Consider the following 23,578-nt stretch of genomic DNA (forward strand, 5'->3'; position numbering starts at 1 on the left):
CAGCTGATGGACCTGTCGTGGTCGGCGAAAGATCTTGAGTTCCAAGACGAGGTGCGGGCGTTCCTCGACGAGAAGCTCACCCCTGAACTGCGGCAGGCCGGCCGGCTGATGACCAGCGTCTACGCCGACCACGAGGCCAGCATGGCCTGGCAAGCGATCCTCCACGAGCGGGGCTGGGCCGCTCCGGCGTGGCCGGTCGAACACGGCGGCTGCGACTGGACCCTGACCCAGCACTACATCTTCAGCCGCGAGTCGACTCTCGCCGGGGCTCCGGCGCTGTCGCCGATGGGGATCTCGATGGTCGCGCACGCCATCATCGCCTACGGCACGCCTGAGCAGAAGGACTACTTCCTCCCCCGCATCCTCACCGGCGAGGTCTTCTTCTGCCAGGGCTATTCCGAACCCGAGGCCGGCTCGGACCTGGCGTCGCTGTCGATGTCGGCGGTGCGGGACGGCGATGACCTGGTCTGCACGGGCAGCAAGATCTGGACCACCCATGCCGGCGAGGCCAACTGGATTTTCGCCCTCGTTCGCACCTCTCGTACGGGCCGCAAGCAGCAGGGCATCACCTTCGTGCTCATCGACATGAGCACTCCGGGCATCGAGATCCGGCCGCTGGTGATGACCTCCGGCGAGCAGGTACAGAACCAGCTCTTCTTCGACGGGGTGCGGGTGCCTACATCGAACGTGATCGGCCAGATCGACGACGGCTGGACGGTGGCCAAGTATCTGCTCGAGTTCGAACGCGGCGGCGGCGCGACGGCACCGGGGCTGCAGGCGATGGCCCGGGCCATCGCCACGGCGGCGACCGAGCAGCCCGGGCCCGACGGCGGCCGGCTGATCGACAACCCGGCATTCGCCGCCAAGCTCGCCGATGTCGGGATCCGCGCGGAGGTACTCGAGATCCTCGAATTCCGGGTCCTGACAACGGTCGCCGAAGGCGGCCACCCGGGCGCGGCGTCGTCGATGCTGAAGATCCTGTCCACCGAACTCTCGCAGGCGATCACCGAGCTGGCGATGGAAGCGGCCGGCCCGCACGGCCGGGCATACCAGCCGCACGCCACCAAGCCGGGCGGTCCGGTCGCCGACTTCGAGCCTCCATCAGACGGTTACGTCAGCGGCCAGCCGTGGCAGGCGGTGGCGCCGCTGCGGTACTTCAACGACCGGGCCGGCTCGATCTACGCGGGCAGCAACGAAATTCAGCGCAATATTCTGGCCAAAGCGACCCTGGGGCTGTAATGGACTTCAACCTGAACAAAGAACAAGAGCTCCTGCGCGACGGCCTTGGCAAGTTCCTGGCCACCCGCTACGACCTCGAGAAGAGCCGCACCGCGGCCAAGATCGGACCAGGCTGGCAGCCCGAGATCTGGCGTGCTCTGGCAGACGACCTCGGCATCCTCGGCGCCGCCTTCCCGGAGTCGGTCGGCGGGATCGGCGGCGGCCCCGTCGAAATCATGGTGATCGCCGAGGAACTCGGCCGCGCACTGGTGATCGAGCCTTTCATCGACACCGTCGTGGTCGCCGGTGGCCTGCTGCAGCGCGCCGACCACCCCTCCGCTGCCGCGCTGTTGGAGCGCATCGCCGACGGCAGCGCGATCGTCGTCCTGGCCGGCACCGAGCCGGACAACGGTGACCACGCGGTGTCCACCACCGCGGTCCGCGCCGACGACGAGTGGGTCATCACCGGCAACAAGATCGTCGTCACCGCCGCACCGCTGGCCACCCATCTGCTGATCACCGCACGAACCTCAGGTGAACCCGCTGACCCGCATGGGGTTTCATTATTTCTCACCGAATTCGACCCCGCCGGCCCGCCGCCCGGAGTCGAGGTGCACGGCTACCGCACCATCGACGACCGGCGCGGAGCCGACATCACCTTCGACGGCCTGCGCCTGCCCGTTGACGCGCTGCTCACCGAGGACGCGGCCGGTTCGCTGGCCCGCGCTCGTGACGAAGGTGCGGCGGCGGTGTGCGCAGAGGCGGTCGGCAGCATGCGAAAAGTGTTGTCCGACACGGTCGAGTACTGCAAGCAACGCCAGCAGTTCGGTCAGCCGATCGGCACGTTCCAGGTTCTGCAACATCGCATGGTCGACATGTACATGGAGCTCGAGCAGTCCGTCGCCGCGGTCTACCTCGCGGTGCTGAACCTCGAGGCCGAGCCGAAGGTTCGGGCCCGGGCGGTCTCGGCGGCCAAAGCGACCATCGGGCGAGCCGCGCGGTTCATCGGCCAGAACGCCGTCCAACTCCACGGCGGCATGGGGATGACCGAGGAATTGGCGATCGGCCACTACTTCAAGCGACTCACCGCGCTGCAATACGAGTTCGGCTCCACCGACGAGCACCGCGCTCGGTACACGAAACTGACTCGCCCTTAGGCGTTTTGGGCGGCCACCCGGGCCCGTTCCCGCATCGAGGCGATCACGCCGCCGTCGTTGAGGATGTCGGTTCCGGTCAGATAGGTGGCCCGGTCGCTCGCGCAGAACGCGAACAGTTCGGCCATCTCCTCGGCCTTCCCCCAACGGGGCACCGCGGCGTTGGCGACCATCGCGCCGGCACCGGCGTCGGCTTCCAACAGACCCATCTCGGTGTCCACCGATCCCGGCGACACCGAGACGATGCGTAAGCCGCGGGCGTTGAACCGCTCGGCCTGTGCGGAGCTGTACCACCTGACGAAGGTCTTGCTCACGCTGTAGGCCAGCCCGGAGCGCATCTCCTCCCCCGCGATGTCGCACGCCGCCAGCATCTCGGTGAGAAACCGGGGTTCATCGGTGAAGGCCAGATCGAAATGCTGGGCGGGGACGAGTTCGTCGGGAAGCATGTGCGACGCCATCGACGCCACGTTGACGATCGCCGATCCCTCACCGGCCGTGGCGAAGAATGCCTCGTTGACCCTGAGGGTGCCGATGGCGTTGGTGGTCATGACGTAGTCCGCGTCGCCCATACTCGGGCTGACACCCGCGGCGTGGATCACCGACGCGATCGGCCCGATACCGGCCGCGGCCTCGAACAGGCGCGCGACGGCGTCGCGGTCGGTGACATCGCAGTGAACCGGTGTCGCCGAGATGCCCAGGCTCTCCAGCTCGGCGACCGCGCCGTCGAGCCGGTCCTGCCGGATGTCGCAGAGCACCACCGTGTGGTCCTGGCCGACGATCTTGGCGGTGGCCCGGCCCATGCCGCCCGCACCCCCGGTGATTACCGAAACCCGTGTCATGACCGGACGATATCCGGCCGGCGCGCACGGGCGGGCAGCAGGGCAGGAAGTGCGTCAGAAACAGGTAATCGACTTTCACCTGTCGGGCGGGTATGCCTGCAATAGAACAAGGAGGCGCTCATGTTGAAGACTGTTACTGGAGCGGTGGTGCAAGTCGCCGAAGGCGTGGGCAACATCGTGGGGATTCGGGTGGGCACCGAGGAGCCGGCCTTCACCGTCGAGCGGGTGGTCGACGGTGTCGAGATTCGCCGGTACGGGCCCCGCGTCGCGGCCGAGACGGCGATCGATGCCGATGAGGAGTCGGCCCGCAGTCAGGGTTTTCGGTTGCTGGCGCGCTACATCTTCGGCGGCAATTCCGGCAGCGCCAAGATCGCGATGACCGCGCCGGTGGCCCAACAGCCCAGCGAGAAGATCGCGATGACCGCGCCGGTCGCGACGCAACGCAACGCCTCTGGCGAGTGGGTCATCCGCTTCTTCATGCCGTCGAAGTACACCCTGGAGACCTTGCCCACCCCGAACGACGACCGCGTGCAGCTCGTGGTGGTTCCCCCCGAGACCGTGGCGGTGCTGCGGTTCAACGGCAGCATCGGCCCGGACGCGGTCGCCGAGCGCACCAGCCAGCTCATGAAAGCCTTGCACCGCAACGACATCGAACCCACAGGTGAACCCCTGGCCTGGTTCTACGATCCGCCGTGGACGCTGCCGTGCCGACGCCGCAACGAGGTGGTGGTCGGTGTCGCCGACAGTGCGTGATGGGCTGAGGCCGTCGGGAGGTACTAACTCGCCGGCGCACCCGCGTCAGCCGCGGGCGGCGCGGCTGATGTTCCGACCGGTCCACTCGGAGTCGACGACATGCCGGGCGGCGGCGCCGCGTTGGCGTCGAGCGGTCGTTGGGTGAGTAGCAGCAATGCGTCGCTGCCCGACACCTCTTGAGTGCGCATCGCATGCAGTAGGTCCCGCAGGTAGCTCAATCGGCCTTGCGGCGCGGTGTCGGTGCCGGTGGTGGTCGTGCCCGGCGGCGGGTTGTCCGGGCTGGACAGATGCTGGACCGGCGCCGGCGCCGCCGCCGGCGCGGGGACCGATTCGTCTGCCGGCGGGGCGCTGGTGTCGGCGGCGGCGGTCGTCGGTACGACAGGATCAGCGGGAGCGGCCGGGTCGGCGCCGGCCATGGGGGCCGACAGAATGGCCGCGGACACGCCCAGCGCGCCGATCCCCAGACAGGCGCTACGGACCCAGAGATGTGCGTTCGTCATGCGCTTCACCGTCATATCCTCCGCGGCTCGCAGGGCGGCGTCCCGATGCCCGTGAACGCCCTGTACCGGTGTTGTCGGACCAGAACGCATTTTGTTACATCCGTCACTTGTGTCACCAGAGCCCCAGAAAACCTCAGTTGTTCACGCACACCAGGAGGTCGCTTGAAAACGGACCGGTGGACGGTGTAGAAAAAAATGCCCGCAGAACCTGGGACGGCGATGGGTTCTGCCTACATGGCACTCGTCGGCGTCCGGGCTCCTGCGGAAAATCGTGAAGGGCGACAACCGAACGGGTTGCCGGGCGAGGGGTGTCAATGGTTGCGGATCAGGATCCGGCAACGGAGAGCGACGACGGCCTGGCCGGCGTCGGTCCGCAGCAGGTCGGACAGTTTCGGTTCTACTTCGCCGACGAGCGATGGGAATGGTCGGACGAGGTGCAGATCATGCACGGCTACGAGCCGGGCACCGTCTCGCCCACCACCGAGCTGGTGCTGTCGCACAAGCACCCGGACGACTACCAACAGGTGGCAACCACTCTGGACGACGTCCGACGGCACCACCAGGCCTTCAGCACCCGGCATCGGATCGTCGACACCGCCGGCCAGATCCATCACGTGATCGTGGTGGCCGACAAGCTCCTCGACGACAGCGGCGAGGTAGTCGGCACCGAGGGCTTCTACGTCGACGTCACGCCCACGGAAGACCGTAACCAGAAGCAGTTCAGCGAGGCGATCGCCGAGATCGCCGAGAACCGGGCGACCATCGAGCAGGCCAAGGGCATGCTGATGGTTGTGTACGGCATCGAGTCCGAGGCGGCGTTCGACCTGCTGCGCTGGCGGTCCCAGGAGGCCAACATCAAACTACGGCTCTTGGCCGAGCAGGTGGTCACCGACTTCGTCGCCCTCTCCCAGTCGGACAGTTCACCGTCGCGGGCGGCCTACGACAACCTGTTACTCACCGCCGACCGGCGGCTGGAGAGTCCGCCGCAGACTCAATCGTCCTGACATGAGGGCGATTCGGGCGCTGCCGATTCTCGCAGCGGTAGCGATGGTCGGCATCGGGGCGGCGACCCCGGCCGGTGCCGCACCCGGCGCCGAGGTTCCGCCGGTGAGCCCGCAGGCCGTGGCGGCCGGCTTAATCGATGTGCGCACCGTGGTGCCTGACACGGTCGTCGATCTGCGCTACGCGACGCCGAACAACTTTGTCGGGGTGCCGCTCTACCCCGCTGACGCGCGGTGCCTGGTGCACAACTCGATGGCGCCGGGGCTGGCCAAGGCCGCCGACGATCTCCGAGCCCAAGGAGATGTGCTGGTGTTCTGGGATTGCTACCGCCCGCACGACATCCAGGTCCGGATGTTCGAGGCGGTGCCCAATCCGGCGTGGGTGGCCAAACCTGGTCCATATGCACGCAGCCACGAGGCGGGACGTTCCGTCGACGTGACGATCGCCGAGCGCGGCCGGCTCGTCGACATGGGCACCGACTTCGACGACTTCTCCGCCCGCGCGCAGGCATACGCCACCGACGGGGTCAGCGCAGTGGCTCAAGCGAACCGCGCCCGGCTGCGTGCCGCGATGGCCGACGGCGGCCTGGCGGTCTATTCCGGTGAGTGGTGGCATTTCGACGGCCCCGGCGCCGGGGTTCAGCGCCCGATCCTCGACGTACCGGTCAACTAGCGCGCCGCCGGTCAGGCCGCCACGAGTCGCAACGGAAGCCGCTCATAGCAGCGGATGATGTTGTTCACCGCCCACGTTGGCGGGCCGGCGAGTTCGATCCGGCTGACGCCGTCACACAGCGCGCGCAGCATCGCCTGCATCTCCAGGCGCGCAAGCGCCTGCCCTGCGCAGGCATGAGTTCCGTGGCCGAACCCGAGATGTCGGCCCGCATTGCGGCGGATGTCGAAGCTGTCCGGCTGCTCCCATTCGCGCTCGTCGCGATTAGCGGAGGCGTAGAGCACCAATACCCGCGAGCCGGAGGGCAATTCGACGCCGGACACCTCGGTGGTGCGACGGACTTTGCGACTGAACGCGCGCAGCGGCGATTCGTAGCGCAGCACCTCGTTGACGGCACCAGGAACCAGCGCCGGGTCAGCGCGAAGCAGATCCCACTGGTCGGGATGGCGTGCGAACAACGCCAGTGCGCTGGCGATTCCGCTGATGGTGGTGTCCAAGGATGGCACCAGATAGTCCACCATGAGCGCGGAGCATTCCTGCGCGCTCATCGTGCCGCCCTGCGCTGCCTCGAGGATTTCATGACCCATGCTGCCGGGCAGCACAGTGCGGTCGCGGACCACGGCGCGCGCGAACCGCAGCATCTGGAGGCTGGCCGGCACCGACCGCGCGGCGTGCCGATTCATCGGACCCAGCACATCGAACGTTGCACCGCCCCAGCGCAACAGGTGCTGTCGCCGGTCCCGGGGCCAACCGACCAGGTCGGGTACCACTGAAACCGGAAGCGCCGTAGCGAGATCCGCGACGCCGTCGACGTTGCGCCGGCGAACCGCATTCGCGACGAGATCCCTGGCTTGGCTGTCGATGACCTCGTCGAGCTCTCGCAGGGCTCTGGGGAGCATCCGGTGGGCCAGCAGCTTGCGCCGTCGGTCGTGCTCCTCACCGTCGCTGTTGAGCGTTGTGCCCCGCGAGAGCTTGTTGAACACCGCGGAAAGACCCACGCCTTCACCGGAGATGAACCCGTCGTCGTGGCGCAACACCGTCTTGCATTCGGTGTAGCGCGCCAGCGCGTACACCCGCTGTTTGGGCAACCAGACCACCGGGCCCAGCTGTCGCAGCCGCGCGTAGTGCGGGTATGGGTCGAGGATCGCCTGCGTCGAGTACAGGTCCGGCTCGTAGGTCGGGACCGCGATGGCCGGCCTAGACATGGGCAGCCTGGACGTCCGGCGCGAAAGCCGGCACTGCGTCAAGCACTTTCGCCACGCTCCGGCCCGCTGTCAGCACGGTACGGTCCGGACGAACCACCCCCACCGCGGCCCGCCCGGCGCGTAGCCATGACGCCAATTCCGTACCGGGCTGCGCCGCTATCACGACGGCGCCACGGCGATCCATCTCGTCGCGTTGCGCTGTGGTGATTGGCACCGCGGAGACCACCGCAAATGCGCGGCCCACGATCTCGTCGAATCGTTTGCCGTTCGACACAATCGGGTTCGGGCAGAGTCTGCCGGCAAGCTGTCGCCGTCCCGGCGATCTCATGACCAGGCCACTGGCGCGCAGTCCCGGTGTCGCACTGTCCACGGCCTTGTCTCGTACGCCGGGGATCAGGTGCAACCGGGGCACGACGATTCTGCGCAGCGCATCTCCGACGCGACCCCCTGCGGTCATTGCCGCTCCCACAGCCAGCGCGAAGCGGATGAGATTGCGGGCGTGCGGCTTTCGCTCGTCCTCGTAACTGCCGAGCACCGCCTCGGGCAGCCAGCCGTTGATCACGCCCGCCAGCTTCCACGACAGATTCATCGCGTCGCGCAGTCCCGCACCCAATCCCTGGCCGATGAACGGCGGGGTCAAGTGGGCGGCGTCGCCCAGGATGAACATGTTCGACCGGCGCCACCGGGTGGCGATCTGAGCCCGGAAGGTGTACTCGGCGACCCGCACGAGATCCAGTTCTTCGGGGGCCACTCCGTCCACCCAGGGACGGATCAGCGGACACAGCGCCGCAAGCGTGGCATAGTCGTCGGCGGTTTCCTCCTTGAGCAACCGGAACTCCCACCGGTAGCGGGATGGTCCGATGCGCATGTAGGTGGCGGCGCGGCCGGGGTCGCAGACTTGGTGCACGCCGTCCCACTGGCCCAGGTCGGCGTCGGTCATCACGTCGGCGACTAGCCAGCGTTGCTGAAACTTCAGGTCGTCCATGGCCGAACCGATCGCCTTGCGCACCAGACTGTTCGCGCCGTCGCAACCGAGCACATAGCGCGTCTCGACACAGTGCTGCTCGCCGGTGGACCGGTCGGTGACGGTGACGCGTGCACGGTCGGCGCTGATCGGCACGACGTCGATAACTTCGGCGTTGCCCCGTAATACGGCGTTCGGATGCTTCTCGAGGTTGTCGCGCAGCAGTCGTTCCAGATCCGGCTGGTCGAACATGTTGGCCTGCGGATAGCCGTTGGCGCTCAGCGCCTCTTCACGGCGGAACTCGGCCAGCACACGCATGTCCGGATCGCGGAGCTGAAGCCCACGGGCCGGGCGCGAGATCGCCGCGAACTGCTCGCCGACTCCCAGTCCCGCCAACAGCCGGAACACCTCGTCGTCGAGGTGGACCGCGCGCGGCTGAGGATAGACATCAGTCCAGCGGTCCAGCACCAGGCAGTCGACGCCGTATCGGGCGAGTGCGGTCGCCGCCGATACGCCTGTCGGGCCGGCACCGACGATCACCACAGGCATGAAGGCGGGCAGCGCCGTCATGCGAATCTGACTGGGTTGCGCTGAGTTCCGAGGTCGATCTTGCCGTCGTCGGTTCCGACCGTGGCCTCGACGATGTCGCCATCATGCAGATAGTTGGTGTTCTTGGCCTGGCCCGCGAAGAACAGTTTCCACTTCAGTTCGTCAGGCAGCAGGGCGGAGAGCTTCTGCACCGCTTTGGGGGGTGCGGACAGTGCTGTACCGACCGGGGTGCCGGTCAGTATCAGGTCACCGGCGGACAGTGCCTGGAAGCGGGTCAGCGCCGCCAGGGCCTGGACCGGCTTGTAGATCATGTCGGCCTTGACCGTGCTGTCCTGCCGGAGTTGCCCGTTGACCTTGAGTCGTAGCCGCAGGTCGTCGAAGCGGGCCAGTTCGTCGCGGTCCACCAGCACCAGGGCTGGTCCCACCGGGGTGAAACCTGGATACGACTTGCCTTCGTAGAACTGAGTTTTGGTCAACTGGACATCCCGCGCGCTGACATCATTGGTCACCACAAGTCCGCAAATATAGTCGGCGAGGTTGTCCGCGGTGACAGTGGTGCCGACGGGGACGTCGGCCCCGATCACCAGGCCGATCTCCACCTCGTAGTCCAGCAGTCGGACGTGGGTGGGCTTGACGATGTCGTCGACGGGGCCGGTGATGGACCCCGATGCCTTCCGAAAGAACGTCAGCGGCACCGACTTCGGGTCGCCTCCGGTGTCGATGACATGCGACGCGAAGTTCGTCATCTGCGCAACGACGCGACACGGGGCGGTGACCGGCGAGAGCAATTCGAGCGTCGCCGGCGCCACTGTCTCGGTGTTGGCGACCGCGGCATCGATGGCCGTCCGGTCGGCCAGCAGCGCAGCGGTGGTGGTTGCCGTGGTGGCGATCCGGGCGACTGAGTCGGCTGTGCCGGCCCACCATCCGTCAGCTGTGCGATAGACCGAAATCGTCATGAGCGTGCCACTTTCAGTAGTCCCCGCAGGCGGGTGAGGTCGAATTCGTTGTCGTCGCGGACAGCGTTCAGCATCGAGCGCAGCTCGCGTAGTGATTCCTTGCCGGGGGCGATGCCGAGGAAGTCTTTGGTCACCGGCGGCCCCCACTGGGCGAGCCCGGATGCCGTCATCGGCGCCCATCCTGGTTCCAGGGTGTTGTCGAACAAGTCGCCGTCGCTGAAGTGTTCGACCAGGAAGCCGTCCGGATCGCGCCAGTAGTCGAAGATCTGGCTTCCCTGAATATGACGACCGATACCCCATGACCGGTGGAAGCCGCGCTCTCGCAGGTACTCGCCGCCGGCGGCGATCGCATCGAGATCGCTTACCTGATAGGCGGAGTGGACATAACGGTCCGCCGGTCCGAGCACCATGGCCATGGTGTGATGGTCGGTGGGTGTCGCCCCCTGGTCGCACCGGATGAAACTCATGGTCGGCCCCCGCTCGCGCTGGCCGGGGTAGTAGAGAAAATCACTGACTATCAGACCGAAGTGCTCCAGATACCAGTCCAGCGACCGCCGGTACGTGGTGCTCTGCAGCACCACGTGTCCGAGTCGCTGAATCCGCGCCGGCTCGCGCACAGGCCGCTGAGTCGCGTTCGTACGCAGCACCTCTCGACCGAAATTGAACGTATGAACGCGCTGGGCCGGCTGTTCCGGAAGGTCACGCATGCCGGCCACGACGCGCACCGGCATTCCGGCCGGGTCCACGAGTTCGACGGTCACGCCGCCGATGCTGTCCGGCGACTGACGGGTCAGTGTTCCGGTGGCCGCCGCCAGCCGCTGCACGTCAGCCACGTCGTGCGCGGCGAACGCGGGACCGACGAATCGTGAGCGCGGCCCGCGACGGATGATCACGCACACCGTGCCGCTGTCCGCGCCGCGCAGGTGCAACTCCCGATCGGTGCGCAGCTCGGTGGTGAACCCGAATGCGTGCGCGAACGTCTCGGCGCGGGTCAGGTCGGGCTTCTCGAACTCCAACCAGGCGAGATCGCGCACTTTGATGATGGGGTTCTTCGCCCGGCCCGGGTGTTCGCCGCGCAACGCACCCTGGTCACTGTGCAGATCCCGGTGGGTGTCGAGGTGCTGCGTCATAACGCCCCCTTTCGCCGACTGTCGAAGACTGACGAAATCATCACTTACGAGGACATCATCAGTCAAGGTTTCTGACGAAATCCTCAGAAATGACATCCGCTGCTAATATCTGCTGATGGCAAGTGATGCCGGGGCGGGAAACCGCCTGGAACGACGCAAGATGCAGACGCGTGCTGCGCTCGTTCGCGCAGCTCAGAGCTTTATCGCCGCCGGAAAGCTGAATGCGCCGGTGCTGGAGATCACCCAAGCTGCCGACGTCGGGATGGGCTCGTTCTACAACCACTTCGAGAGTAAGGAACAGCTCTTCGAGGCCGCGGTCAACGACATCCTGGATGCGTTGGGCGCACTGTTGGACAAGCTCGCGGTGGACGGCGAGGATCCCGCACTGACCTTCGCCCGCAGCTTCCGGATCGTCGGGCGCTTGTTCCGCCAGCGACCCGAGACCTCACGCGTGCTGCTCAACTCGGGCCTGACGCTGATGTTCGCCGATCGTGGGCTGGGTCCACGTGCGCTGCGCGACATCACCGTCGCGGCCGAAGCGGGCCGGTTCACGGTGACCGATCCCGAGCTGGCCCTGTCGGTGGCCGCAGGCGCGCTGATGGGTCTCGGGCAGCTACTGCAGAATCAGCGCGAGCGCGACGGCGCCGAGGCCGCCGATAGTGCCACCCGCGGCGTCCTGGTGATGCTGGGCGTCAGCCAGGCTGAAGCCGAGGACATCTGCCGCCTGCCGCTCCCGGATCTCGACGAACTGATGGGATCGGAGTCGGCGGCGTAATCAGCCGTCGGCTCGGGGTGCGCCGGCCAGCACGTCGAGTGCGATATCGACGAGCATGTCTTCTTGCCCGCCGACCATCCTGCGACGCCCCGCCTCCTCGAGAAGAGTTCGGGCATCGACGCCGTAGCGCTCGGCGGTGGCCTCGGCATGCCGCAGAAAGCTCGAGTAGACCCCGGCATAACCGAGGGTCAGCGTCTCCCGGTCGACCCGCACCGGGCGGTCCTGCAGCGGGCGAACCAGATCATCGGCGGCATCTTCGAGTGCATGGAGGTCGCAGCCATGCGACCAGCCCATCCGGGACGCAGCCGCGATGAACACCTCCAGCGGAGCGTTACCGGCGCCGGCGCCCATCCCCGCCAGCGACGCATCGACGCGGCAAGCCCCGTGCTCCACGGCGACAAGCGAATTCGCCACGCCCAGAGACAGATTGTGGTGGGCGTGGATGCCGATCTGTGTGCTGGGCAGGAGCGTCTGGCGAAGCGCGTCGACCCGGTCGGCGACGGCGGGCATCACCATCGCGCCACCGGAGTCCACAATGTAGATGCAGCTCGCCCCAAAGTTCTCCATCAGCCTGGCCTGACCAGCCAGCACGTCGGGAGTGGCCATGTGGCTCATCATGAGAAACCCGACCGCATCCATGCCGAGCTCGCGCGCGACGGTGATGTGTTTGGCGGCGGTGTCCGCTTCGGTGCAGTGGGTGCCCACCCGCACCACGGTGGCTCCGGCCCGGTGCGCGTCTCTGAGGTTGCGCACGGTCCCGATACCGGGCAGCACCAGGGTCGCTACCCTGGCCGAGCGCACTACCGACGCGACGGTTTCGATCCACTCCAGATCGGTATGCGCACCGAAACCGTAGGCGCACGTCGAGCCGGCCAGACCGTCGCCGTGGGCCACTTCGATGGAGTCCACCCCGGCGTCATCGAGCGCGCCGGCGATCGCCGCGGCCTGGTCGAGGCTGTACTGGTGACGGACGGCGTGCATACCGTCCCGCAGGGTGACGTCGCTGATGTACAGCTGGCCATTCACGCCGATGCTCCTGCGGTTCTCTTGGTGTGCAGAGCAATTCGCTCCGCCGTCGCTTTGGCGGCAGCGGTCATGATGTCGAGGTTGCCTGCGTAGGCGGGCAGATGATCGGCGGCACCGGTCACCTCGATCAGCGTGGTGACTCGAGTACCGACGAACGTGCCCGTCTCCGGAATGAACAGCGGATTGTCAGCGGTGAAGAACTCGAACTGGACCCGCTGCTTGAGCCGGTAGCCGGGGACGTACGCCCGCACCCTGTCGACCATCACCTCGATAGACTGCTCGATCGCGCCAGGGTCGACGTCTCCGTCCACCAGGCAGTACACGGTGTTGCGCATCATGACCGGTGGGTCGGCGGGGTTGAGGATCATCATCGCGCGTCCTCGTCGGGCTCCCCCGACCGAAACCACCGCGGCCGCAGTGGTTTCGGTGAACTCGTCGATGTTCGCCCGCGTTCCGGGGCCGGCCGACTTCGAGGCGATCGAGGAGACAATTTCGGCATACGACACCAGGCCGACCTGAGCCACTGCCGCGACGATTGGTACCGTCGCCTGCCCACCGCAGGTCACCAGGTTGAGATTGGGCACGTCGAGGTGATCGTCGAGGTTGACCACCGGCACGGCGTAGGGGCCGACCGCTGCCGGAGTCAGGTCGAGCACGCGTACACCCGTGTCGGCCAGCCGGTCCCAGTTCGCGTAGTGAGCCGAGGCCGAGGTCGCGTCGAAAACCAGCCTGATGTCCGGAAATTCCGGCATTTGCACCAGTCCGTCGACACCTTCCGCGGTCGTCGGCACCCCCAGTTGCCTCGCGCGAGCCAGTCCATCGGAATCGGGGTCGATGCCGACCATCGCTGCCAGTGCAAGCGGTCCGTCGCTGCCCTGGATCTTGACCATCAGATCCGTGCCGATGTTGCCGGAGCCGAGGATCGCGACCGGCCAGCGCGGTCCTGGCGAGACGGTTCCACTCACGCGAATCTCACGGACACGACGCCCAAACCACTGATCGCGGCAGAGGCGATATCGCCGGAACGCACGAACGCTGCCGTGGTGAAGGAACCCGACATCACGAATTGTCCTGCCGCGAGCTCTGTTCCGAACTCGCTCAGTGAGTTGGCCAGCCAGGCGACCGCGGTTGCCGGGTCACCGAGGACGGCCGAACCCAAGCCGGTGTCGACCTCATGCCCGTTGAGCCGCAGGGATGCTCGGCTGGCGGCCAGGTCGAGGTGTTCGGAGTACGGAACCCACTCACCGACGACCACAGCACCGGAACTCGCGTTGTCGGCCACCGTGTCGCGCAGAGTCAGCTTCCAGTCGCGGATTCGGCTGTCGACGATCTCGAGGGCCACCGCCACCGCGCTGGTCGCTGCACGCACGTCGTGGACGGTGACGTTCGGGCCGCGCAGCGGAGCCCGCAGTAGGAAGGCCACCTCGGGTTCGACCCGGGGCGCGCAGAACCGGGCCCACTGCGCCGTCGAGTCGTTGGCCAGCACCATGTCGTCGAGGATGTAACCGAAGTCGGGTTCGTCCACGCCCAGAAGGGTTTGCATCGGCTCGGAGGTCAAACCGATCTTGTGGCCGACCACGCAGCGGCCGGCGCCGAGGTGGCGAGCCAGGTTCACCTTCTGGATGGCGTAGGCGTCCCCGACGTCCATTCCGGGATAGCGACCGGTCAGCTGATCGGTCGGGCGGGCCTGCTCGGCAGCAACCGCGAGTATGCCGGCAGCGTCTTCGATCTCACTGCGCGACAGCATCATCGAGCGTTCTCTTCGACCATCCGCATCGCGGTCGCATACAGGGCTTGCCCGTGCAGGGTGAACAAGGACAGCAGATCGACCGCGTCTCCCCCGATCTCCTTGGCGATGAACAGCCCGTCGGCACCGGCGATCGCATACGTGGCGAGCTCCCGGACCTGCCCCTCGGTCAGTCCGATCCCCAGACGATCGAGGCTTCGACTCATCGCGTCGAAGGCTTCTTCGCGGACCTTGACGAACATCGCCCGCGCCCTCGGTTCGACCGGCCGGCGCTCGAGCGCCAGCATGAGGCCCAGGCGCAGGAAGTCGGGTGACTCCATCAGTGCCTTGGCGGTCCCCGTTGCGACATCCATCAGACGGTCGACCGCAACCAGATCCTCGGGCAACTGCCAGACCGCCATCCAGTTGTTGAAGCTGCGTTCGATCACCGCGGCGATCAGGTCGTCCTTGTCGGCGAAATGCCAGTAGATCGAGCTGGCGGGCAGTCCGCACTTTGCGCTCACCGCACCGATACTCGTTCCCTCGTAACCGCGTTCGGCTGCGATCTCGGTGGCGGCGTCGAGGATTCTGGTGCGCGACAGTTCGCCGTCCACCCGCTTGGCACGGCGCTTCGGCTTGTCCGCTGTGGCCATTTCCGCCTCATCTCTTGACTCTGTAGTGATCACTACACTACCGTATCGATCACTACGGAACAAGTGCCCGTCACCGAGGACGCGGCAGCCGGATCGGAGACAGCTATGAACAGCGCCTCGACGTACGACGTCGCGATCGTCGGCTACGGCCCGGTGGGTGCGACCGCCGCCAACCTGCTCGGCCAGCTGGGCCTGAGAGTCGTGGTGGTGGAACGCGACCCCGATGTCTACTTTCGGGCCAGGGCCATCTCCACCGACGAGGAGGTGCTGCGGATCTGGCAACAGGTCGGGTTGGCTGACCAGCTCAACGCCGACATGCTGCCCGGTGCCGGCGCCGACTTCGTCGACGCCGGGGGCGTGAGCATCGTCAAACTGCTCCCGGCGGATCGCGGTAATGGCCACCCGCCGCAGCAGTTCATCTACCAGCCCGCTGTGGAAGGTGTCCTGAGGAAGGGTGTGGCCCGGTTCCCGAACGTGTCACTCCTTCTGGAACACGAGTGTCTGCGCCTGACCCAGCGACCCGACTCGGTCGAGTTGATGCTGGCCGACCTCACTCAGGATCAGTTCAAACGCACAACGGCCAGCTATGTGATTGCCGCAGACGGCGGCTCGAGCGCGATTCGCGGACAGCTGGGCGTCGGTTTCACCGGCCGAACGTATTCCGAGCGCTGGATCGTCATCGACACCAAAGTGATCGAGAGCTGGCCGGGCCACGACCAACTCCGCTTCCACTGCAACCCCGAACGGCCGACGGTCGATTGTCCGACTCCACTCGACCACCATCGATGGGAATTCCCGGTCCGCGAGCACGAAGACGAGGACGACCTCCTCACCGAGGATGCGATCTGGAAAGTGCTGCACCACCAGGGAATAACGCGGGCGAACGTCGAGATCATCGGCTTCGCCTGCTACAACCATCACGTCCGATTCGCCGACAGGTGGCGGGTGGGCCGGGTCTTCCTCGCCGGCGATGCGGCGCATGCGATGCCACCGTGGATCGGTCAAGGTATGTGCGCGGGTATCCGCGACGTCGCGAACCTCTGCTGGAAACTGCACGCCGTGGTCACCGACTCCCTTCCCGACTCGGTGCTCGACACCTATCAGGAGGAACGGCTGCCGCACGTCAAGGAAGTCACCAGTCGCGCGGTGAAGGTCGGCAATATCATCATCGAGCACAACACACTGCGAGCGGCCGTACGCAGTCGATTCTTCCGTTTCGCCGGCAAACTCCCCGGCTTCACGGCGTGGTTGCGCAATCACCGATGGCTGCCCGATGCGCGCTACCGGACCGGTCTGCTTGCGCACAACGGCACCGCGGCCACCGGCTGGCTGATGCCTCAGCCGTGGGTCATCGACGAACGCGGATCCATCGTTCGCCTCGATGACCTCCTCGCAGGCAGATGGACGATCGTGCACACCGGCACCGAACAGTCCTGGCTGCCTTGGCGATTGGCCGGGGTGCCGGTCGTGAGGATCGTTGCGCCAGGTAGCGCGCCGGGTGCCGACGGCATCGTCGATCGGGACGGCAGGCTCATCGACTGGCTGGCGAAGAAGAAGGCAACGGTGCTCGCGGTGCGGCCCGACGGGTTCGTCTACGCGGCCGGCGACGACGCCCACCCCCTCCCCGCTCCCCCGACCGGGCTCACCGTACGAGCCACCCGAGTGAAGGACCACGCATGACCACTGTGAAATCCGAGTACCACGTCCGCTCGAACGGCGCCGACATCTTCGTGACGGACACGGGTGGTGACGGCCCGCCGGTCGTGCTGCTGCACGGCGGCGGCCCCGGCGCGTCGGGTCTGTCGAATTTCTCGCGGAACATCGACGCACTGGCCCGCGGGCACCGTGTCGTGGTGCCCGATATGCCGGGCTACGGGCGGTCGAGCAAGTACGTCGATCATCGTGACCCGTTCGGCTATCTGGCCGACACGATGCGCGGCCTGCTCGACGAATTGGGTTTGGCCACAGCCCATCTGGTGGGCAACTCCTACGGCGGTGCGGCCGCGTTGCGCCTGGCACTGGACACCCCGCACCGCGTCGGCAAGCTGGTCCTCATGGGCCCGGGCGGAATCGGTACCACCCGCGGACTGCCCACCGAAGGGTTGAAATGCCTGCTGTCGTATTACACCGGTGACGGACCGAGCCGTGACAAGCTCGCCACGTTCATCCGCGAGTATCTGGTCTTCGACGGCGCGGCGGTACCCGACGACCTGATCGATCTGCGGTATCAGGCGTCGATCGACCCTGAGGTGGTCGCCAACCCGCCGCTGCGCCGGCCGTCCGGCATACGCACCCTATGGCGAATGGATCTGACCCGGGACAAACGGCTGCGCCGGCTCGGCAACCCGACCCTGGTGTTGTGGGGCCGTGACGACAAGGTGAACCGGCCGGCGGGCGCGCCGATGCTGCTCAATCTGATGCCCAACGCCGAACTCGTCATGACCTCACACACCGGGCATTGGATGCAGTGGGAGCGAGCGGATCTGTTCAACGATCTGGTGGCCGAGTTCCTCTCCCCCGCATCGAAACTGGCCCTGGCATGAACACCGACGTATTCGGCCGAGTGCACTTGGGCTACCTCGTCGTCGAATCCGAGAAGCTCTCCGACTGGGCCAGATTCGGCCGCGACGCCATCGGCATGCACCTCGACGACGCACTCCCCGACGTGCTGCGGTTCCGCCTCGACGACAACGCCTGCCGCTTCCTGGTTCAGCGCGGACCCGCTGAAGACACCATCGCCCTGGGTTGGGAGGTCGACGACCACCGCTGCCTCGAGACCATCGAAGCGCGGGTGCGCGGCCACGGAGTGGCGGTGACCCAGGGCTCGTCGGAGGAATCCGCACTGCGCGGCGTCGAGCGTTTCGTCCGCTTTCCGGGTCCCAACGGGTTGACCCAGGAGGTGTATGTCAGCCCCCGCTCCGCGCAGACGCCGCTACGACTCGGTACCAGCGGGTTCGTCACCGGCACAGGCGGAATGGGCCACGTCGCGATCGCGACCAGCAAGCCACACCAGATGCGTGGGTATTACAGCACGGTGTTCGATGCGCGCCTATCCGACTACATCGATGAGACGATCAGCGGACTGAAGTTCAAGATCCGGTTCCTGCGGGTCAACGAACGCCATCACAGCGTCGCGATCGCGTCGGTGAACCGACTGCCGGTCAACCCCATTCGTACCCGGATCCAACACTGCAATGTCCAAGTCGCCAAACTCGACGACATGACATTGGCCTACCAGAGAGTCAAAGAACTCGGGTTCGACATGGCTCTGTCCATCGGTCAGCACACCAACGACAAGGAGCTGTCGTTTTATGCGGTGAGCCCGTCGGGCTTCGAATGGGAAGTCGGATGGAACCCGATTGTCGTCGATGAGTCCACCTGGGAACCACGCACTCACGCAGGTATCAGCATCTGGGGCCACACCCCGGAGGGCAGCACGATCGTCCAGCTGATGGAGAGATTCAAGACAGGTGCCCACTCCGTGCTGCACCGTGAAGCCACGATGCCCGCTCTGGCCGGAGCCGGCATAGCCGATGACTGACAGGAAGGCAGCCATGAACACCGACGAGTCCGGCTCGTTCACCACCGGCCCGTCGCGGCGCCGATTCCTCGCCCTCGCCGCCGGCGGCGCAGCAGCCGTACCGTTACTGACTTCCTGCGGATCGGGTACCACGACCACGCCTGCCGCATCGAGCCCAGCACTGACCAGACCGGCTGCTCCACAACGTGGTTCACACCCGAACATCATGTTCGTGTTCACCGACCAGGAGCGCTATTTTCCATCCTGGCCGACCGGGATGTCGCTGCCGGCTCGCGAGCGGCTGACCCAGGAGGGCGTGACTTTCCACAACCACTACAGCTCGGCCGTGATGTGTACCAGCTCGCGCGCGGTCCTACTGACCGGACTGCAAACTCCGGACAACGGGATGTTCGAAAACGCCGACCTGCCCTACGTCAAGGCCATGAGCACCGGGGTGCCGACCATCGGGCATCTGCTCCGCAAGGCGGGCTATTACACCGCCTACCAGGGAAAGTGGCACCTCGACGCCGCCTTCGACCGCGAGCCTGTCCAGCAGGTGCTCACCGAACGCATGGACGCGTACGGCTTCTCGGACTTCGGACTTCCGATCGACTCGCTGGCCCATGACCTCGGCGGCTACACCACCGACTCGGTGATCGCCGCCGGCGCGCAGTGCTGGCTGCGCAACACCGGGCGACCGATGGCCGATGACGGCAAGCCGTGGGCATTGTTCGTGAGTCTGATCAATCCGCACGACATCATGTATTTCAATACCGACAAGCCGGGTGAGCACGTGCAGGACACCGGCACGCTGCTGATGCACGCCGCGCGGGCGCCCGAGCACGCCCTGTACCAGCAGCATTGGGACAGCGCCCTGCCCGCGAGCCTCACACAGTCGATGCAAGAGCCGGGCCGGCCCGCCGCCCATGGCGAGTTCGACAAAGCCTGGGGTTACACCCTGGGTACCATTCCCCCCGAACCGGACCGCTGGCAGCGCTTCACCGACTTCTACCTCAACAGCATCCGCTCGGTCGACCAGCAGATGTCCCTGCTGCTCAACGAACTCGACGATCTCGCCCTGACCCGCAACACCATCGTGGTGTTCACCTCCGACCACGGTGAGATGGCCGGCGCGCACGGGCTGCGCGGGAAGGGGCCATTCGCCTACCAGGAGGCGATTCACCTGCCCATGCACGTCGTGCACCCGGACGTCAGCGGTGGACAGGACCTGAACGCACTCACCAGCCACATCGATGTGGTACCTAGTCTGCTGGCGATGGCCGGCGTGTCCGCGGGCGATGTCGATGAGCTGGCCGGGCGGGCGCTGCCGGGCAAGGACTTCAGCGCGGCGCTTTCCAAGCCGGGCAGTGCTGACGTGCATGCAGTTCGGGACAGTGTGCTGTTCACCTACAGCGGACTGGCGACCAACGACAGCGACGCGGTCAAGCTGTTCGCAGAGGCAAAAGCGGCCGGCCAGGATCCTCGACAATTGATGCAGACCAGTGGATTTCGCCCGGATCTCACCAAGCGCGGCAGCCTACGCACGATGTTCGACGGACGGTACAAGTTCAGCAGGTACTTTGCTCCCGCCCAGCGCAACGTGCCGGCGAATCTCGACGACCTCTACCGGTTCAACGATGTCGAGCTGTACGACCTGCAATCCGATACCGCAGAGATGACCAACCTTGCGGGGACCAAGGGTGAACACGCCGACCTGGTGATGTCGGCCAGTACCAAGCTCGAGGCGGTCATCAAGTCCGAGATCGGCGTGGACGACGGGCGCGAGATGCCTCAGTTCGGCGACATCGACTGGCAGATCGACCGGATGGATCTCTGAGCGGTCGCAGCTGATCAGCCGGCGGCGCGCGCCAGGAATGGCAGCAGCAGATCGGCGAACCGCTTGGGGCATTCGAGCTGCGGCATGTGCCCGACGCGGTTGAGCAGGTGGGCCTCGGCGTGGGGATACACCCGCATCGCCGTACGAATGTGGTGTGCGGGCAGGATGCGATCCCGGGTGCCCCAGACGATCAGCGTCGGACGCGGTGTCCGGGCCACGCCCGCGGCGAGCTCACGGCGCCACTCCGGGCGCACCCCGCGTGGCGTGCCGAGCGCGAGCGCGGTCTCACGCATCACCTCGCCTGCACCGGGCACGGACCCGACGGCGAACGCGTGGTCGATTCGCTCTTTGGTGGCGATTGCCTTGTCGCCGTGGATCAGCCGTTCCATCAGCGCGGCGCTGGCGCGGGTGGGTCGTCGGATGCTCATCGGGCCGAGCACCGGCATGGTGAGCATTCGCAGCAGCATGGTGACCTCGCTGCCGAAACCGGCGCTGTTGACCAGAGCCAGGCTCGCGATCCGCTCCGGCTGATCGACGAGCAGCTGCTGGGCGATGGCGCCGCCAAGTGAGTTGCCCACCACATGGACGGGTCTGTTCTCCCCCAACGCGTCGAGGGCAGCGGTGACCCCATCCGCCAGCACCGGCAGGGTGACGGTTTGTTGCGGGCGCTCGGAGAAGCCGAAGCCGGGCACGTCGAGCGAGATCGTCCGGTAGGACCGGGCCAGCCGTTCGTGCTGCGGTGCCCAATCCTCCAGGCTGCGACCGATGCCGTGGATGAGGAGAACCGGTGGGTTTCCGGGGTCACCGTCCACCCTGACCCGGGTGCGACGGCCATCGGCCTCGACGAAGGCGGTACGACTCATGCTCTCGCGAGGCGAGAAACCGCCTGTGCGCCAACGGCGGTGCTGAACCGCAACGCCGGATCCTCGACAGAGCCCTTGCGCAGCCGGTCGTGATCCGCCCAGTAGTCCATCTCGACTGTCCATGGGCCGGTCGAGCCCTGCTGGGGGAACAGGTCCACCGAGCGCTGCACATAGCCGGCCGAGAAGTCGAGCATCGGACGCTTGTCCATGTGCGGGTCATCGACGATGGGGACCACTGTCGTGTAGCCGTGCCGGTCCATGTAAGCCAGCAGGCGGCACAGGTGCTCACACACCAGCCCGACCTTCAACGTCCACGACGAGTTCGTGTAGCCGAACGCGAATGCCAGATTCGGGATGTCGGAAATCATGAAGCTCTTGTACAGCAGCGAATCGTGCGGGTTCTTGACCTCGCCGTCGACGGACACCTGGATTCCGCCGAGTGGCAGCAACTTCAAACCGGTTGCGGTGACGATGATGTCGGCGTCGAGCGTCTTGCCGGACTCCAGCAGGATGCCGGTCTTGGTGAACCGCGCGATGCGGTCGGTGACCACCGACGCCTTACCCCGCGCGATCGTGCGGAACAGGTCCGCGTCGGGCACCGCGCACAAGCGCTGATCCCACGGGTTGTAGGTGGGGTTGAAGTGGGTGTCGACCTCGAAGCCTTCCGGCAGCGCTTTGACGTTCAACGAGCGGATGATCCGGCGTGCCAGCTTGGGATGGCGCTGGCACAGGTTGTAGATGAACCGGCCCTTGCCGATGTTGAAGCGGCGAGTCGCGGCGTAGGCGGCCTTGGCAGGCAACACTTTCCGCAACGAGTTGGCGATGGGGTCCTTGCGCGGCAGTGGCATCACGTAGGACGGCGAGCGCTGCAGCATGGTGATGTGTTCGACCTCGCCGGCCATCGCGGGAATCAACGTCACCGCGGTGGCGCCGCTGCCGATCACGACAACCTTCTTACCCGTGTAGTCGAGATCTTCCGGCCAGGACTGGGGATGGACGATCCTTCCCTCGAAATCCTCTTCACCCTCGAAGTGCGGTCGATGTCCGCCCGCGTAGTCGTAGTATCCGGTGGCCCCGAACAGCCAGTCGCATGTCACCTCGAAATGCTCACCGTCACGCTCGAGGGCGACCGTCCACTGCGCGGTGGCCGAGTCGAAGTCAGCCTTCAACACCTTGTGATGCAGATAGATTCGGCGGCCCAGGTCGTCCTCGTCCACCACCTCGTGCAGGTAGTCGAGGATCTCGTGGGCGTCGGCGATCGCGTTGTCAGACGTCCACGGCTTGAACTCGTAGCCGAAGGTGTGCAGGTCGGAATCCGACCGGATGCCCGGATAGCGGAACAGGTCCCAGGTGCCCCCGATCGCATCGCGACTGTCGACGATCGCGAAGCTCTTGCCGGGCTGCATGGTGGCGAGATAGTGGCCCATCCCGAGGCCGGAAATACCGGCGCCGACGATCAGTACATCGACGTGGCCGCGCAGGGACTGCGTGGGGCGGACCTGGTTGAGCGAGTTCACGGTCATTCGGACACTCTCCGGCGTAGAAACTGTAACGTGAATAGTGTTATAGTTTTGCGGATCAGTGTCAAGGGTTCGAGGGAGTTGCGATGACCACGGTGTCGGTTCCGCGGCGGGCGCCGGTTCAGGCCCGCAGCCGCCAGACCGTCGCCCGGATTCTCGACGCGGCCGCCGCCATTGCCGATGAACAGGGCATCGACGCCGCCACCACCCGCACGATCGCCGACCGCGCCGGGGTGTCGTATCCCTCGCTGTACCGGTTCTTCGCCGACCGCGACGCGATTTTCGACGAGCTGATGGAGCGGCACTGCAGTGAGATCGACGCCCGGTGCGTCGCGGCCGAGCGGACGTGGACGATCACCTCGATCGCCGATCTGCTCAACAACGAGATCGATCTGCACGTCGACTACTACCGCAGGCATCCGAGCGCGGCCGGGATGTGGATGGGTGGGCGGACCTCCCCCACCGTGACCAAACACGTGCACGCACGAATGCGCACCCTCGCCGACCGGCTGCACAACATCTTGGTCGATGTCGGCCTGATACCCGCCGACACCGACCCGCGGGCGATGCTCGTGGCAGTGGAGATGGCCGATCGCATGCTGGAACTCTCCTACCGCGACAACAGCGAGTTCGATGAGGCGATTCTCGACATCGGCAGGGCGGCGCTGCTCGCCTTCGGCGAATCGCTCGCGGCTCGCCTGCGCACCTGACAGCTACAG

At 66.2% G+C, this 23,578-nt stretch carries 23 protein-coding genes; 11 read left to right on the plus strand and 12 right to left on the minus strand.

Annotation, left to right across the window (positions count from 1 at the left end):
• Positions 1-6: 6 nt before the first annotated feature.
• Positions 7-1,239: an acyl-CoA dehydrogenase family protein gene (locus Y900_RS04435; protein WP_036345796.1), complete on the plus strand. Its 1,233-nt coding sequence runs from the start codon at positions 7-9 to the stop codon at positions 1,237-1,239.
• Positions 1,239-2,375 carry an acyl-CoA dehydrogenase family protein gene (locus tag Y900_RS04440; protein WP_036339482.1) on the plus strand — a complete coding sequence of 379 codons (1,137 nt, stop codon included), beginning with the start codon at positions 1,239-1,241 and terminating at the stop codon, positions 2,373-2,375. Before Y900_RS04435 ends, Y900_RS04440 begins: the two co-directional genes overlap by 1 nt.
• Here Y900_RS04440 and Y900_RS04445 read toward each other — a convergent pair.
• Positions 2,372-3,211 carry an SDR family oxidoreductase gene (locus Y900_RS04445; protein ID WP_036339485.1) on the minus strand — a complete coding sequence of 280 codons (840 nt, stop codon included), beginning with the start codon at positions 3,209-3,211 and terminating at the stop codon, positions 2,372-2,374. The two genes, Y900_RS04440 and Y900_RS04445, sit on opposite strands and share 4 nt — an antisense overlap.
• A gap of 120 nt (positions 3,212-3,331) precedes the next feature.
• Between Y900_RS04445 and Y900_RS04450 the strand changes: the two genes are divergently transcribed.
• Entirely contained in the window at positions 3,332-3,964 is a 633-nt protein-coding gene (locus Y900_RS04450; RefSeq protein WP_036339487.1) for an SOUL family heme-binding protein, read from the plus strand.
• Positions 3,965-3,987: 23 nt separating this feature from the next.
• Here Y900_RS04450 and Y900_RS32685 read toward each other — a convergent pair whose 3' ends face one another.
• The gene (locus Y900_RS32685) at positions 3,988-4,464 is read right to left on the minus strand and encodes a hypothetical protein (RefSeq protein WP_036345797.1); all 477 of its coding nucleotides are present in this window, start codon (positions 4,462-4,464) and stop codon (positions 3,988-3,990) included.
• Positions 4,465-4,778: 314 nt separating this feature from the next.
• Here Y900_RS32685 and Y900_RS04460 point away from each other — a divergent pair, with 314 nt between their 5' ends.
• Both Y900_RS04460 and Y900_RS04465 read left to right on the plus strand, forming a co-directional pair.
• On the plus strand, positions 4,779-5,468 hold the full coding sequence (locus Y900_RS04460) for a PAS and ANTAR domain-containing protein (RefSeq protein WP_036339489.1): 690 nt from the start codon (positions 4,779-4,781) through the stop codon (positions 5,466-5,468).
• A gap of 1 nt (position 5,469) precedes the next feature.
• The gene (locus Y900_RS04465) at positions 5,470-6,138 is read left to right on the plus strand and encodes a M15 family metallopeptidase (protein ID WP_036339492.1); all 669 of its coding nucleotides are present in this window, start codon (positions 5,470-5,472) and stop codon (positions 6,136-6,138) included.
• An 11-nt stretch (positions 6,139-6,149) separates the two neighbouring features.
• Here the strand turns inward: Y900_RS04465 and Y900_RS04470 are convergent, their stop codons facing one another.
• Genes Y900_RS04470 through Y900_RS04485 form a run of 4 tightly spaced genes read right to left on the minus strand, consistent with a single transcriptional unit; the run spans position 6,150 to position 10,939 of the window.
• The gene (locus tag Y900_RS04470) at positions 6,150-7,340 is read right to left on the minus strand and encodes a cytochrome P450 (protein WP_036339494.1); all 1,191 of its coding nucleotides are present in this window, start codon (positions 7,338-7,340) and stop codon (positions 6,150-6,152) included.
• A complete protein-coding gene (mhpA, locus tag Y900_RS04475) occupies positions 7,333-8,874 on the minus strand; it encodes a bifunctional 3-(3-hydroxy-phenyl)propionate/3-hydroxycinnamic acid hydroxylase MhpA (RefSeq protein ID WP_237752497.1) in 1,542 nt (513 codons plus the stop codon). Before mhpA ends, Y900_RS04470 begins: the two co-directional genes overlap by 8 nt.
• Entirely contained in the window at positions 8,871-9,809 is a 939-nt protein-coding gene (locus Y900_RS04480) for a fumarylacetoacetate hydrolase family protein (RefSeq protein ID WP_036339496.1), read from the minus strand. The genes mhpA and Y900_RS04480 overlap by 4 nt, the downstream gene beginning before the upstream one ends.
• Positions 9,806-10,939: a VOC family protein gene (locus Y900_RS04485; protein WP_036339500.1), complete on the minus strand. Its 1,134-nt coding sequence runs from the start codon at positions 10,937-10,939 to the stop codon at positions 9,806-9,808. Before Y900_RS04485 ends, Y900_RS04480 begins: the two co-directional genes overlap by 4 nt.
• A 115-nt stretch (positions 10,940-11,054) precedes the next feature.
• On the opposite strand from Y900_RS04485, the gene Y900_RS04490 reads away from it, so the two are divergent.
• Positions 11,055-11,714 carry a TetR/AcrR family transcriptional regulator gene (locus Y900_RS04490; RefSeq protein WP_036339501.1) on the plus strand — a complete coding sequence of 220 codons (660 nt, stop codon included), beginning with the start codon at positions 11,055-11,057 and terminating at the stop codon, positions 11,712-11,714.
• Here Y900_RS04490 and dmpG read toward each other — a convergent pair whose 3' ends face one another.
• The 4 genes from dmpG to Y900_RS04510 are packed head-to-tail and all read right to left on the minus strand — an operon-like array spanning position 11,715 to position 15,119.
• Positions 11,715-12,740, minus strand: coding sequence for a 4-hydroxy-2-oxovalerate aldolase (gene dmpG / locus Y900_RS04495; RefSeq protein ID WP_036339503.1), 1,026 nt, complete (start codon positions 12,738-12,740; stop codon positions 11,715-11,717). It abuts the gene before it with no gap.
• The gene (locus tag Y900_RS04500; protein ID WP_081844982.1) at positions 12,737-13,705 is read right to left on the minus strand and encodes an acetaldehyde dehydrogenase (acetylating); all 969 of its coding nucleotides are present in this window, start codon (positions 13,703-13,705) and stop codon (positions 12,737-12,739) included. Before Y900_RS04500 ends, dmpG begins: the two co-directional genes overlap by 4 nt.
• Positions 13,702-14,490 (minus strand): 2-keto-4-pentenoate hydratase, encoded by a 789-nt coding sequence (locus tag Y900_RS04505; RefSeq protein WP_036339506.1) that lies wholly within the window; start codon positions 14,488-14,490, stop codon positions 13,702-13,704. The genes Y900_RS04500 and Y900_RS04505 overlap by 4 nt, the downstream gene beginning before the upstream one ends.
• Positions 14,487-15,119 (minus strand): TetR/AcrR family transcriptional regulator, encoded by a 633-nt coding sequence (locus tag Y900_RS04510; RefSeq protein WP_036339509.1) that lies wholly within the window; start codon positions 15,117-15,119, stop codon positions 14,487-14,489. Before Y900_RS04510 ends, Y900_RS04505 begins: the two co-directional genes overlap by 4 nt.
• Before the next feature lie 105 nt (positions 15,120-15,224).
• On the opposite strand from Y900_RS04510, the gene Y900_RS04515 reads away from it, so the two are divergent.
• From Y900_RS04515 to Y900_RS04530, 4 genes are read left to right on the plus strand one after another with little or no spacing between them, the layout of a single operon-like run.
• Positions 15,225-16,799, plus strand: a complete 1,575-nt coding sequence (locus Y900_RS04515; RefSeq protein WP_036345802.1) for a bifunctional 3-(3-hydroxy-phenyl)propionate/3-hydroxycinnamic acid hydroxylase — start codon at positions 15,225-15,227, stop codon at positions 16,797-16,799.
• On the plus strand, positions 16,796-17,662 hold the full coding sequence (locus Y900_RS04520) for an alpha/beta fold hydrolase (protein ID WP_036339511.1): 867 nt from the start codon (positions 16,796-16,798) through the stop codon (positions 17,660-17,662). The genes Y900_RS04515 and Y900_RS04520 overlap by 4 nt, the downstream gene beginning before the upstream one ends.
• A complete protein-coding gene (locus Y900_RS04525) occupies positions 17,659-18,660 on the plus strand; it encodes a VOC family protein (protein WP_036339514.1) in 1,002 nt (333 codons plus the stop codon). The genes Y900_RS04520 and Y900_RS04525 overlap by 4 nt, the downstream gene beginning before the upstream one ends.
• A gap of 13 nt (positions 18,661-18,673) precedes the next feature.
• Positions 18,674-20,476, plus strand: a complete 1,803-nt coding sequence (locus tag Y900_RS04530) for a sulfatase family protein (RefSeq protein WP_036339516.1) — start codon at positions 18,674-18,676, stop codon at positions 20,474-20,476.
• Between the two features lie 14 nt (positions 20,477-20,490).
• Here the strand turns inward: Y900_RS04530 and Y900_RS04535 are convergent, their stop codons facing one another.
• Together Y900_RS04535 and Y900_RS04540 are read right to left on the minus strand one after the other, a co-directional pair.
• On the minus strand, positions 20,491-21,339 hold the full coding sequence (locus Y900_RS04535; protein ID WP_036339519.1) for an alpha/beta fold hydrolase: 849 nt from the start codon (positions 21,337-21,339) through the stop codon (positions 20,491-20,493).
• Positions 21,336-22,862 (minus strand): flavin-containing monooxygenase, encoded by a 1,527-nt coding sequence (locus Y900_RS04540; protein WP_051659881.1) that lies wholly within the window; start codon positions 22,860-22,862, stop codon positions 21,336-21,338. Before Y900_RS04540 ends, Y900_RS04535 begins: the two co-directional genes overlap by 4 nt.
• 83 nt (positions 22,863-22,945) lie before the next feature.
• On the opposite strand from Y900_RS04540, the gene Y900_RS04545 reads away from it, so the two are divergent.
• Entirely contained in the window at positions 22,946-23,569 is a 624-nt protein-coding gene (locus Y900_RS04545; protein WP_036339521.1) for a TetR/AcrR family transcriptional regulator, read from the plus strand.
• The last annotated feature ends 9 nt before the right edge of the window (positions 23,570-23,578 follow it).

The organism is Mycolicibacterium aromaticivorans JS19b1 = JCM 16368 (assembly GCF_000559085.1).
In the GTDB taxonomy this organism is placed as follows: Bacteria; Actinomycetota; Actinomycetes; order Mycobacteriales; family Mycobacteriaceae; genus Mycobacterium; species Mycobacterium aromaticivorans.

Bases quoted from the DNA above. Each gene is read 5' to 3' on its own strand.
- Y900_RS04435 (WP_036345796.1), top strand. From the start codon at position 7: ATGGACCTGTCGTGGTCGGCGAAAGATCTTGAGTTCCAAGACGAGGTG.
- Y900_RS04440 (WP_036339482.1), top strand. From the start codon at position 1,239: ATGGACTTCAACCTGAACAAAGAACAAGAGCTCCTGCGCGACGGCCTT.
- Y900_RS04445 (WP_036339485.1), bottom strand. From the start codon at position 3,211: ATGACACGGGTTTCGGTAATCACCGGGGGTGCGGGCGGCATGGGCCGG.
- Y900_RS04450 (WP_036339487.1), top strand. From the start codon at position 3,332: ATGTTGAAGACTGTTACTGGAGCGGTGGTGCAAGTCGCCGAAGGCGTG.
- Y900_RS32685 (WP_036345797.1), bottom strand. From the start codon at position 4,464: ATGACGAACGCACATCTCTGGGTCCGTAGCGCCTGTCTGGGGATCGGC.
- Y900_RS04460 (WP_036339489.1), top strand. From the start codon at position 4,779: ATGGTTGCGGATCAGGATCCGGCAACGGAGAGCGACGACGGCCTGGCC.
- Y900_RS04465 (WP_036339492.1), top strand. From the start codon at position 5,470: ATGAGGGCGATTCGGGCGCTGCCGATTCTCGCAGCGGTAGCGATGGTC.
- Y900_RS04470 (WP_036339494.1), bottom strand. From the start codon at position 7,340: ATGTCTAGGCCGGCCATCGCGGTCCCGACCTACGAGCCGGACCTGTAC.
- mhpA (WP_237752497.1), bottom strand. From the start codon at position 8,874: ATGACGGCGCTGCCCGCCTTCATGCCTGTGGTGATCGTCGGTGCCGGC.
- Y900_RS04480 (WP_036339496.1), bottom strand. From the start codon at position 9,809: ATGACGATTTCGGTCTATCGCACAGCTGACGGATGGTGGGCCGGCACA.
- Y900_RS04485 (WP_036339500.1), bottom strand. From the start codon at position 10,939: ATGACGCAGCACCTCGACACCCACCGGGATCTGCACAGTGACCAGGGT.
- Y900_RS04490 (WP_036339501.1), top strand. From the start codon at position 11,055: ATGGCAAGTGATGCCGGGGCGGGAAACCGCCTGGAACGACGCAAGATG.
- Y900_RS04505 (WP_036339506.1), bottom strand. From the start codon at position 14,490: ATGATGCTGTCGCGCAGTGAGATCGAAGACGCTGCCGGCATACTCGCG.
- Y900_RS04510 (WP_036339509.1), bottom strand. From the start codon at position 15,119: ATGGCCACAGCGGACAAGCCGAAGCGCCGTGCCAAGCGGGTGGACGGC.
- Y900_RS04515 (WP_036345802.1), top strand. From the start codon at position 15,225: ATGAACAGCGCCTCGACGTACGACGTCGCGATCGTCGGCTACGGCCCG.
- Y900_RS04520 (WP_036339511.1), top strand. From the start codon at position 16,796: ATGACCACTGTGAAATCCGAGTACCACGTCCGCTCGAACGGCGCCGAC.
- Y900_RS04525 (WP_036339514.1), top strand. From the start codon at position 17,659: ATGAACACCGACGTATTCGGCCGAGTGCACTTGGGCTACCTCGTCGTC.
- Y900_RS04530 (WP_036339516.1), top strand. From the start codon at position 18,674: ATGAACACCGACGAGTCCGGCTCGTTCACCACCGGCCCGTCGCGGCGC.
- Y900_RS04535 (WP_036339519.1), bottom strand. From the start codon at position 21,339: ATGAGTCGTACCGCCTTCGTCGAGGCCGATGGCCGTCGCACCCGGGTC.
- Y900_RS04540 (WP_051659881.1), bottom strand. From the start codon at position 22,862: ATGACCGTGAACTCGCTCAACCAGGTCCGCCCCACGCAGTCCCTGCGC.
- Y900_RS04545 (WP_036339521.1), top strand. From the start codon at position 22,946: ATGACCACGGTGTCGGTTCCGCGGCGGGCGCCGGTTCAGGCCCGCAGC.